Origin of the sequence: Isoptericola sp. NPDC060185 (assembly GCF_042728595.1) — a bacterium.
GTDB lineage: Bacteria > Actinomycetota > Actinomycetes > Actinomycetales > Cellulomonadaceae > Isoptericola.
Map to the genome: position 1 here is coordinate 44,175 of NZ_JBHWYY010000026.1, position 11,218 is coordinate 55,392.

Below are 11,218 nucleotides of genomic sequence, written 5' to 3' on the forward strand. Positions count from 1 at the left end.
CGGACCGCTCCGCACCGTGAGCCGGAACAACCGCGCCCGCCCGCGGCGTTGACACCCTGGATCGCCACCCACCCGATCGCCACCCGGAAGGAACCGCATGCCAGACGGCCCGCTGATCGTGCAGAGCGACAAGTCCATCCTGCTGGAGGTGGACCACCCCCGCGCCGACGACGCCCGCCGCGCCATCGCGCCGTTCGCGGAGCTGGAGCGTGCGCCGGAGCACGTGCACACCTACCGCCTCACGAGCCTGGGGCTGTGGAACGCGCGCGCCGCCGGGCACGACGCGGAGCAGGTCGTGAACACGCTCATCGAGTACTCGCGGTACCCGGTGCCGCACGCGCTGCTGATCGACGTCGCCGAGACGATGGGCCGCTACGGCCGCCTCACGCTCGCGACCCACCCCACGCACGGCCTCGTGCTGGAGGCCAGCGACCGCGCCGTGCTCGCCGAGGTGCTGAAGTCCAAGCGCACCGCCGGCCTGGTCGGCGAGCGCGTCGACGACCAGACCGTCGTCGTGCACCCGTCCGAACGTGGCCACCTCAAGCAGGTCCTGGTGAAGCTGGGCTGGCCCGCGGAGGACCTCGCCGGCTACGTCGACGGCGAGAAGCACGAGATCGCCCTCGCCTCCCCCACCCACCCGCGCACGCCCACGGAGCAGCCCAAGGAGTGGGAGATGCGCCCGTACCAGGCGCAGGCCGTGGACGGGTTCTGGCACGGCGGCTCGGGCGTCGTCGTGCTGCCCTGCGGCGCCGGCAAGACGATCGTCGGCGCGGGCGCGATGGCGAAGAGCGGGACCACCACGCTCATCCTCGTGACCAACACCGTCAGCGCACGCCAGTGGCGCGACGAGCTGGTGCGCCGCACCACCCTCACCGAGGACGAGATCGGCGAGTACTCGGGCTCCCGCAAGGAGATCAAGCCCGTCACCATCGCCACCTACCAGGTGCTCACCACCAAGCGGAAGGGCGTGTACAGCCACCTCGAGCTGCTCGACGCCCGCGACTGGGGCCTCATCCTCTACGACGAGGTGCACCTGCTGCCCGCGCCGATCTTCCGCATGACGGCGGACCTGCAGGCGCGCCGTCGCCTCGGCCTCACCGCCACCCTGGTGCGCGAGGACGGCCGCGAGGACGAGGTGTTCAGCCTCATCGGCCCCAAGCGCTACGACGCCCCGTGGAAGGACATCGAGGCGCAGGGCTACATCGCCCCCGCCGACTGCGTCGAGGTGCGGCTCACCCTGCCCGAGCACGAGCGGATGGTGTACGCGACGGCCGAGCCGGAGGACAAGTACCGGCTCGCCGCGTGCGCACCCGGCAAGAACCGCGTGGTGGAGCGGATCGTGGCGCAGCACCCGGACGACCAGGTGCTCGTCATCGGCCAGTACCTCGACCAGCTGGAGGAGCTCAGCGCGCACCTCGACGCGCCGCTCATCACGGGCGCGACGACGGTCCGCGAGCGCCAGCGCCTGTTCGAGGCGTTCCGCTCCGGCGAGATCGGCCGGCTCGTGGTCTCCAAGGTCGCGAACTTCTCCATCGACCTGCCGGAGGCGTCCGTCGCGATCCAGGTGTCCGGGTCGTTCGGCTCCCGCCAGGAGGAGGCGCAGCGGCTGGGGCGCGTCATGCGTCCCAAGGCCGACGGCCGGACGGCGCACTTCTACGCCGTCGTCGCCCGCGACACGGTCGACCAGGACTTCGCCGCCCACCGGCAGCGGTTCCTCGCCGAGCAGGGGTACGCGTACCGCATCGTCGACGCGGAGGACCTCGAGGCTCCCGACGCCGCGAGGTAGTCCGGCCCGTCGACGGCGTGCGGGCATGCGGCCGCCGTCGCACGGTGGCCGCATGACCCGTTTCGGCTACACCTTGATGACCGAGCAGGCCGGCCCGAAGAGCCTCGTCGAGTACGCGACGGGGGGCGAGCGGGCCGGCTTCGACTTCGAGGTCATGAGCGACCACTACTTCCCGTGGCTTCCCGCGCAGGGCCACTCCCCCTACGCGTGGAGCGTGCTCGGGGCGGTGGCCCACGCGACCGACCGCGTCGGGCTGATGACGTACGTGACCTGCCCGACCCTGCGGTACCACCCCGCCGTGGTGGCGCAGAAAGCCGCCACCGTGGGGCTGCTCTCGGACGGCCGGTTCACCCTGGGGCTCGGCGCCGGTGAGAACCTCAACGAGCACGTCGTCGGGGCGGGATGGCCCGCGGTGGACGAGCGGCACGAGCTCCTGGCGGAGGCGGTCGAGATCGTCTCCGCGCTGTTCACGGGCGACCTGATCAGCTACCGCGGCGACCACTTCCAGGTCGACTCGGCGCGGCTGTGGGACCTGCCCGACGAGCCGGTCGAGATCGGGGTGGCGGTCTCCGGCCCGCAGTCCGTCGAGCATCTCGCGCCCTTGGCAGACCACCTCGTGGCGACCGAGCCGAAGGCCGACCTGGTCGAGCGGTGGGACGCCGTCCGCGCGGACGGGGCGCTCCCCCCGTCGCGGAAGATCGGCCAGATGCCGGTCTCGTGGGACCCGGACAAGGACGCCGCCGTCGCCCGCGCGCACGAGCAGTTCCGCTGGTTCGGCCTCGGCTGGCCGGTGAACGCGAACCTCCCCACGACCGAGGCGTTCGAGCGGGCCACGGCCTTCGTCCGCCCGGAGGACGTGGCGGAGGCCATCCCCTGCGGGCCCGACCTGGACGCGGTGGTCGAGGCGGCCTCCGCCTACTGGGAGGCGGGCTTCACCGACCTCGCCCTGGTGCAGATCGGCGACGAGCGCCAGGCGCAGTTCCTCGAGGAGGCCGCCGGGCCGCTCCTCGAGGCACTGCGCGCCGCGGCGCCCTCGGACACCTCGGACTAGCGGCGGCCCCGTAGCCCGTCGTAGGCCCGCTCCAGGCCGGACAGCGCGGCCTCCCAGGCGTCATGGCTGCTCGTCGCCGGGTCGAGCGCCTCGGCGTCCGCGACCGCGCGCTGCAGCCGGGCGTACGACGCGGCCGTCACGTCGTCCGGGTCGACCGCCTCGGCCCGGGACAGCAGCGCGTCCACCTGCTTGACGACCTTCCACCGCAGCTGGTCGCCCGACGCGGTGAGCACGCGCAGGGCCTCCGCGACCTCGCCGGCCGTGGCGTCGGCGTCCGCGTCGGCGGCCTTCGCCGCGGCGAGGGCCCGCGCGAACACGGCCCAGTCGGCGGCGAGGTAGAGGTCGGCGTCGGCGGTGAGGTCGCCGTACCGGGCGACCGCCGCGTGCAGGGCGGTCTTGTCGACGGCGTACCCGAGCTCGAACCAGTCGAGGTTGCCCACGTAGGGCTGGCTCGCGGTGGGCGCGCTGTGCAGGGCGACATAGATGGCGTGGCTGCCCGTGAGCTCCTCGGGGAGCGGGACGGTCGTCGTCGCGTAGGTGCCCCAGCCCGACCCCGTGGGTGCGAGCGGGACTGTGACGAGCGGGTCGCCGGACATCGAGTCCGCGTAGAGGTCGAGGCTGCCCCCGGACACCTTGGTCGACGGCGCGTCGTAGCGGATGCTGACCGAGGCGGCGCGGTGCGTGCCGAGGTCCACGGCCGGGTATCGGACCCACGCGCCGTCCTTCGTCCCGGCGAGCTGCCCGCCCACCGAGCCGGCCTCCGTCTTGAGGTCGGCGCCCACGAAGTCGGTGCCGGCCACGAGCCCGGAGTCCGCCGCCCCCAGCGAGCCGTAGCCGCTGCGGACCGACTCGAACTGGACCTTGGTCGACGTCGCGACCGCGTCGGCCTCCGCCGCGAACTGGAACCAGTCGACGTTCGCGACCCAGCTCTGGCCCGGGGCGAGCGCGCCGGTGAAGACGAAGTAGACGTCCTCGGCGCCGTCGAGCCGCGCGGCCTCCTCCTGCGTGAACGTGTGCGTCAGCGCGGTGTAGTTGGACCACCCGTTCGTCGTGGGCAGCGCGACCGTCGTGACGAGCGGGCCCGTCGGCGAGCCGGTGCGCAGCTCCACGGCGGAGCCGGCCGACGCCGTCCCCGGGTTGTGGGAGTAGTCGATCGTCACGGAGTCGAGCGGGGCGCCGGAGAGGTCGAGGCCCCGGAACGCCAGCCACGAGCCGGGCGCGATGCCGCCGACGACCGTGCCGCTGCCGCCGCCCTCCGTCTTCAGCGTGCCGCCGGACCACTGGTCGTCGTCCTCCGCCTGCAGCACCCGGTAGCCGTCGCCGGCGATCTCGAGCCCGTCCACGGCGGCCCGGAGCACGGCGAGCGCCGAGGCCAGCGCGTACTCCGTCGCGTCGTCGTCGCCCAGCACCGACTCCGCGTCCGTGAGGGCCGAACCGAGGGCGTCGAACGACGCCGCGGAGTAGCGGTCGGCGGTCACGAGGCGCGCGTCGTCGACGAGAGCCCGCAGGTCCGCGCGGGTGGACGTCGCGGGCGAGATCGCGAACGGGTCGAGGGCCGTCGTGCCGGCGCCGGTGACCTGGGCGGCCGTGGCCCCCCGGAGGGCGTCGTCGGTCAGGCGCACCGTGAAGTGCGTGCTCGTGGCGCTCCGCAACCTGCCCTTGAACGTGACCTCCGCCGTCGTGTCGCCGGTCCGCGCGACCTGCGCGGTCACGCCGTCGTCGAGGCCGGGGAACGTGATGGCGCCCTGGAGCGCGGGGCGGTTCTTGCCGGCGAACGTCGCACCGCCTGCGAGCGTCAGGTCGACCGTGCTCTTGACGGCGCCCTTCGCGTCGGCGGTGAGCGTCGTGGTGCTCGGCGTCAGCGTGTACCCGTCGAAGCGGACCCGGAGCGTGAGCTCCCGGTCGGCCGCGGACGGCGCGGTGCCGGCGAACGCGTCGGCCGCGAGGGTGACCTCGAGGTCGTCGGTCGAGTCGTCGACGAGGTGCCGCGCGGCCCGGCCCTCGAGGGTGAGGTCGAGCGTGGCGTCCCCGGTCTTCGTCGCGCGCAGCCGCAGCCCCTTCGGCACCCCCGCAGCCCGGACCTGCGCCGTGACGTCGGCGCCGACCGCGCCGGCGAGCGTCGTGCCGCTCACCCGGACGGACACCGCCCCGTCGACGGAGCCGTCGTTCGCGTCCGACTCCTCGAACACGCGCGACGACGTCGAGACGGCGTCGTCCGGACGGTACAGGGAGCTGGGGACGTGGTCGACCACGGAGTCCTCGGCGACGCCGTCGGCGCCCCACGACGAGGGCGTCGCGCCCATGGTGAAGTGCAGGACGCCGCCCGCGTTCATCTCCGCCGCGGTGAGCCACGTGCGGTGCAGCGGCACCCCGTTCAGCGTCGCGTCCTGGATGTAGTGGTTCGCCGTGCTGACGCCAGGGGCCTCGATGACGAGGTCCTTGCCCCCCGGGTAGTGCACCGTCGTCCGGTCGAAGATCGGCGACGTGATCTGGAACGTGTCGCCGCCCGCCATCACCGGGTACAGGCCGAGCGCGCTGGACACGAAGTAGCCGGACATCGTCCCGGCGTCGTTGTCCATGGTCTCCAGCATGCCGTCGGGCGTGTTCTGGTAGACCCGCTTCTTCGACGCCGTGGTCGACGAGCCGTCGGCCGTGTAGCGGGTGCACACCGGCTCGGTGACCGTGCGGTAGGTGAGGTCCTGCGTCTGCGCCGGGTCGCCGACGTAGTTGAACAGGAACGGCGCGTGCACCGAGATCTCGTTGGCGTACAGGTGCAGGTTGCGGGAGCAGTCGTCGGTGTACGTGCCGAAGAAGTAGTTCACGGCCTTCGCGGCCTGCTGCTTGCCGCCCATCAGCTCGACCATGCCGCCGAGGTCCTGCGCGTCGTACCAGGCGTACTGCCACAGCGTGCCCTGGTAGAGGCCCGCGGCCTGCCACTTCTCGGGGTCCGTGGCGGTGAAGCCCGCGGCGTCGCTGTTCGACGAGCGCGGCATCAGCAGCCCGACCTGGTCCACGCCGGCGGCGGCGCCGGTCGCGGCCTTCGCGCGCGCGTCGTCGGTCAGGGCGTCGGCGTCGTACGCCTTCGCCCACCGCGCGGCCTCGGTGCGGTAACGGTCGGCGTCGGACGTCCTGCCGATCGCGTCGGCGATCACGGACAGGCCGTACGCGTCGTAGGAGTAGCCGAGCAGGCCGCCCGCGCGCGAGTCGAGGTTGGTCAGGCTGGCCGGGCCGCCGACCTGGGCGACGAGCGCGGGGTACGCCTGCGCGAGCCCCTGGAGCTGCGCGCCCTTGGAGATGGCGTCGGCGACGACGACCGGCGCACGCTCCCACCGGACCGTCGGCACCGACTGCAGCAGGCTGCCCACGCTCTTGCCGCTGGTCCCGACCTCGGCGTACAGGTCGACGAGCGACTGGACGACGTCCCGGTAGACGTCGGGGTACACCGACGCCACCGCCGCGTACTTGTGGAAGTCGTCCCACAGCGACCAGGAGTCGTAGTGGGTGTAGCCCTCCGCGCGGTAGATCACACCGTCGGCGCCGCGGTACGTCCCGTCGGTCGACGTGGCGTTCATCGGGGTGTCGGCGAGGCGGTACAGGTGCGTGTAGAGCTGGGTCTCGAGGTCGCCGGTCGGGTCGTTCGTGGTGCTCGCGTCGACGTCGACCTTGCCCAGCCGGTCGTTCCACTCGGCCTTGGTCGCGCTGCGGACCTGGTCGAACGTCTTGCCACCGACCTCCACGGCCGCGTCGCGCTCCGCCTGCCTGGCGCTGACGGGCGAAAGGGTGACCCGCAGGCCCACGTGCTCGCCCGCCGCCGCGTCGAAGTTCAGGACCGCGCCGATGTCGGTGCCGTCCTGCGAGGTGCGCGTGCCGCTCAGCCCGCCGCTCCCCCAGGTCTGGACCGACGACGTCGGGACGGTCGTCTCCGCGTAGTAGTAGAGCTTGTACGCGGAGTTGTAGAAGTAGCCGGTGAACGAGCCGGAGAGCGTGGTGTTGCCCTCGGGGCTCGTGCCGACCTCCAGGTCGGTCGCCCGGCGCCCGTTGCCGGTGTGCTGGAGGTCGACGACGAGCGACGCGTGGCCTGCGGAGCCGAAGGCGTAGTCGTGCACGCCGGTCCGCGTCGCGGCGGTCACCTGCGCGTCGATGTCCTTTCCGGACTCGTCGAGCCCCACGCGGTAGTACCCCGCGGTCGCGGACTCGTCCTTGGCGCCGTCGGCCGTGCGGATCGCCTTGTCGTAGCTGCTCGTGGCGGGCCGTGAGGTGTAGGTCCGGTAGGTCGGCACCACCAGCACGTCGCCGGCGCCGCCCCCGCCGCCGACGCCGTCGAGCGCGACGTTCGTGAAGCCCCGGAGCGTGTCCGCCGTGTACTCGTAGCCGACGTGGTTGCCGGGCGTCGTCGTCGGGGTGACGGTGGCGAGGCCGTACGGGGCGATGGCACCCGGGCCGTCCTGACCGTGGTCGCCCTGCGTCCCGATGAACGGGTTGACGAACCGCGTGTAGTCGGTCCCCGTTTCTTCCTGCGCGACGCTCGCCGGCGCGGCGAGGGGCGCGACGACCGCCGACGCCAGCAGGGCGAGAGCCGTGGGGACGGCGATCCGACGGAGATGTGGGGCCGGGGAGGTGCGGCGGGGCGTGGGGGCCGAGCGGCCGCTCGACAGCGCTGTCATGGGACGGATGATACGGAGCGACGACCGGGCGGTCAACGGTCGGTCGCACCCCGGCCCGGACCGCGATTGCGTCGCCCGGGGCGGCGCGACACGATCGGGGCGTGAATCCCCCTGCTCCTGCCGCCCGGCACCGCGGTGCCGTGGCCGTCGGCGCGTGCGTGCTGGCCCTGGCGCTGGCGTCCGCCGCCACCGTCCTGCCCGCCGCCACCGCCTCCGCCGTCCCCCCGCTGACCGAGCTCCCCAGCGAGATCACCGACCAGGCAGGGGTGCTCGACACCGCCGACGAGACGCAGGTGCAGACCGCGCTCGACGCCCTCGCGGACGAGACGCCGTACCAGCTGTTCGTGGTCTACGTGGACTCGTTCGACGGCGCCGACGGCCCGACCTGGGCGAACGCCACGGCGAACAACGGCGGGCTGGGCGCGAACGACCTGCTCCTCGCCGTCGCGACCGAGGACGACGCGTACGGGCTGTCGGTGGACAACAACGCCGCCATCACCGACGCGCAGCTCGACGCCGTCGAGGAGACGGTCGAGGACCACCTGCGCGACGGCGACTGGGCCGGCGCCGCGATCGCCGCGGCGGACACCGTGCGCACGGGCGGCACGACGGCGACCGGCGGGGGCGCGCCCTGGGGAGCGATCTTCGGCGTCGGCCTCCTGGTGATCGTCGTCGTGGGCGGCTGGCTCTGGTTCCGCTCCCGTCGCACAGCCGCGGCGCCGGCGGGACCGGCCGCCCCGGCGGACGCGCTCGCCGCGCTGCCCACGGAGGAGCTGGAACGTCGGGTCGGGACCGCCCTCGTCGGGATCGACGACGCCGTGCGCACCTCGGAGCAGGAGCTCGGGTTCGCGCAGGCCGAGTTCGGGCTCGAGGCCACCAAGGAGTTCGCGGCCGCGCTCGAAGCGGCCAAGGACGACGTCGCGCAGGCCTTCCACCTGCGCCAGGAGCTGGACGACGACGTGCCCGAGGACGAGCCGCGGCGACGCGAGCTGCTGGCCGGCGTCCTACGGCTGTGCGAGCGGGCCGGCACGTCGCTCGACGCGCAGACCGACGCCTTCGACGAGCTGCGCGCGCTCCAGCAGCGCGCCCCCGAGCTCCTGGACGAGACCGAGCAGCGCGCCGGCGAGATCGAGGCCCGGGTCGCCGTGGCCCGAGAGACCCTCGCCGGGCTCGCGGCCACCTACCCGTCGACGGCGCTCGCGTCGGTGAGCGGCAACCCGGAGCAGGCGACGGCGCTGGTCGCGCACGCCCGCGAGGCCGTGACCACCGGGCGCGCCGCGCTCACCGGCCGCACCCGGTCCGCGGCCGTCGCGCACCTGCGTGCCGCGCAGAACGCCCTCGGGCAGGCCGCCACGCTGCTGGACGCCGTCGACTCGGCGGGGGCGCGGCTCGCGTCCGCGGGCGCCGACCTCGACAAGGGCCTCGCCTCGATCGGGCAGGACGTGGCCGACGCGGCCCGCCTCGTCCCCACCGGCAGCACGGCCCCCGAGGGGACGGACCGGGCCGCCGTCGCCGCCGCGCTCACGGAGGCCGAGGCGGCCATGGCGCAGGCGCGCGACGCACGCACCGGCGGCGACCCGCTGTCCGCGCTGCACCGCCTCACCGCGGCCGAGGCGGCGCTGGACGCCGCGCTGGCGCCCGCCCGGGAGAAGGCGGAGTCGGACGCGCGCGCCCGCGCCCTCCTGCGGGACACGCTGGGCCGCGTCGACTCGCAGGTCCGCGCCACCCAGGACTACGTCGCCACGCGCCGGGGCGCCGTCGGGCCGGAGGCGCGCACCCGCCTCGCGGAGGCGGCCCGCCTCGTCGCCGAGGCGCAGGGCCTGCAGACCCAGGACCCGGCCGCCGCCCTCGAGCGCGCGCAGCTCGCCGAGCGGTACGCGGGCCAGGCGGCGCGGCTCGCCGAGCAGGACACGCGGTCCTGGGACATGAACCAGGGCGGGCGCTCCGGCGGCTCGAACGTGGGCGGGATGGTGCTCGGCGGCATCCTGCTCGACCAGGTGCTGCGCGGCTCCGGCGGCGGCATCGGAGGCGGCGTCGGCGGCCGTCGGCGCAGGGGCTACGGCGGCGGGTTCGGCGGGGGCTTCGGCGGCGGCGGGTTCGGCGGCGGCAGCGGTCGCGGGGCCGGCGGGCGCGGCGGACGATCGCGCGGGGGCCGCTTCTGACGACGGACCGACACGGAACTCGGCCGGGGCGACGGGCGTTCTGGCAGGCAGCGACCTCGAACATCACCGCAGCAGGGCGACGGAAGGAAGCACGACCATGACGCAGAAGCAGAGCATCCTCGGGCGTATCAGCCAGCTCGCTAAGGCCAACATCAACGCGCTGCTGGACCGGGCCGAGGACCCGCAGAAGATGCTCGACCAGCTGGTGCGCGACTACACGAACAACATCGCCGAGGCCGAGCAGGCGATCGCGCAGACCATCGGCAACCTGCGCCTCGCCGAGCAGGACTACAACGAGGACGTCCAGGCGGCGAGCGAGTGGGGCACCAAGGCCCTGGCCGCGTCGCGCAAGGCCGACGAGTACCGCGCCGCCGGCAACACGGCCGACGCGGACAAGTTCGACAACCTCGCCAAGGTGGCGCTGCGCAAGCAGCTCGACGCCGAGACCGACGTCCGGACCGCGCAGCCGATGATCGAGCAGCAGCGCGTCACCGTCGACAAGCTCAAGACCGGCCTCGCGGCGATGAAGGACAAGCTCGGCGAGCTGAAGTCCAGGCGCGACCAGCTCGTGGCCCGCCAGAAGGCGGCGCAGGCGCAGCAGACCGTGCAGGGCGCGATCAGCTCGATCAACGTGCTCGACCCGACCAGCGAGCTGGCCCGCTACGAGGAGACCGTGCGCCGCGAGGAGGCCATGGCGATGGGCCAGGCCGAGGTCGCGGCGTCGTCCCTGGACGCGCAGTTCGCCGAGCTGGAGGCCTCCGGCCAGGACATCGAGCTCGAGGCCCGGCTCGCCGCCCTCAAGGCCGGCGGCTCCGCGGCGCCGCAGATCTCCCCGGCCGACCCCGCCTGACGGAGCCCGCCTGACCGCCCGGGTGAGGGCGGGCGGATACGCTGGTCCGCATGTCCCCCGCCTTCACCGCCCCGGGCCCCGCGCCCGCTCCTGTCGAGCCCGCCGGGCGCCGCACCTACCTCCTGGTGGACGGCGAGAACATCGACGCCACCCTGGGCATGAACGTGCTGGGTCGGCGCCCCAACCCGGAGGAGCGGCCCCGCTGGGACCGCATCTCCGCGTTCGCGCAGAAGCTGTGGGAGCAGGACGTCGTCCCGCTGTTCTTCCTCAACGCGAGCAGCGGGCAGATGCCGATGGCCTTCGTGCAGGCGCTCCTGGCGATGGGCTACAAGCCGATCCCCCTGGCGTCGTCCGGTACGGAGAAGGTCGTCGACGTCGGTATCCAGCGCACCCTGGAGGCCCTGGCGGACCGGGACGGCGACGTCCTCCTCGCCAGCCACGACGGCGACTTCCTGCCCCAGATCGACGCGCTGCTCGGCGGCGAGCGCCGCGTCGGCCTCCTGGCGTTCCGCGAGTTCGTCAACGGGCAATTCACGCAGCTCACCGAGCGCGGCCTGCAGATGTTCGACCTCGAGGGCGACGCCGACGCGTTCACCACCTCGCTGCCGCGCGTGCGGATCATCCCGCTCGACGAGTTCGACCCGCTGCGCTACATCTGACCGCTGTGAGCGGGCGTTTGGCCCTGTTTCGCCACCGAAACAGGGC

General features: G+C 73.8%; 6 protein-coding genes. 5 read left to right on the forward strand and 1 reads right to left on the reverse strand.

What is annotated here, in order from left to right; all coding sequences use genetic code 11:
* Positions 1-97 precede the first annotated feature (97 nt).
* Both ACFWDO_RS10955 and ACFWDO_RS10960 read left to right on the forward strand, forming a co-directional pair.
* A complete protein-coding gene (locus ACFWDO_RS10955; RefSeq protein ID WP_380323955.1) occupies positions 98-1,786 on the forward strand; it encodes a DNA repair helicase XPB in 1,689 nt (562 codons plus the stop codon).
* A 52-nt stretch (positions 1,787-1,838) separates the two neighbouring features.
* Positions 1,839-2,837 carry a TIGR03557 family F420-dependent LLM class oxidoreductase gene (locus tag ACFWDO_RS10960; protein ID WP_380323958.1) on the forward strand — a complete coding sequence of 333 codons (999 nt, stop codon included), beginning with the start codon at positions 1,839-1,841 and terminating at the stop codon, positions 2,835-2,837.
* On the opposite strand, the gene ACFWDO_RS10965 is transcribed toward ACFWDO_RS10960, so the two are convergent.
* Entirely contained in the window at positions 2,834-7,501 is a 4,668-nt protein-coding gene (locus ACFWDO_RS10965; RefSeq protein ID WP_380323961.1) for a GH92 family glycosyl hydrolase, read from the reverse strand. The genes ACFWDO_RS10960 and ACFWDO_RS10965 overlap by 4 nt on opposite strands.
* 101 nt (positions 7,502-7,602) lie before the next feature.
* Here ACFWDO_RS10965 and ACFWDO_RS10970 point away from each other — a divergent pair, with 101 nt between their 5' ends.
* The 3 genes from ACFWDO_RS10970 (at position 7,603) to ACFWDO_RS10980 (ending at position 11,172) form a co-directional block, all read left to right on the forward strand.
* Complete coding sequence (locus ACFWDO_RS10970; RefSeq protein WP_380323964.1) at positions 7,603-9,663, forward strand: TPM domain-containing protein; 2,061 nt, start codon at positions 7,603-7,605, stop codon at positions 9,661-9,663.
* Between the two features lie 97 nt (positions 9,664-9,760).
* Positions 9,761-10,513 (forward strand): PspA/IM30 family protein, encoded by a 753-nt coding sequence (locus tag ACFWDO_RS10975; RefSeq protein WP_380323967.1) that lies wholly within the window; start codon positions 9,761-9,763, stop codon positions 10,511-10,513.
* A 50-nt stretch (positions 10,514-10,563) separates the two neighbouring features.
* Entirely contained in the window at positions 10,564-11,172 is a 609-nt protein-coding gene (locus ACFWDO_RS10980; protein WP_380323970.1) for an NYN domain-containing protein, read from the forward strand.
* Positions 11,173-11,218 lie beyond the last annotated feature (46 nt).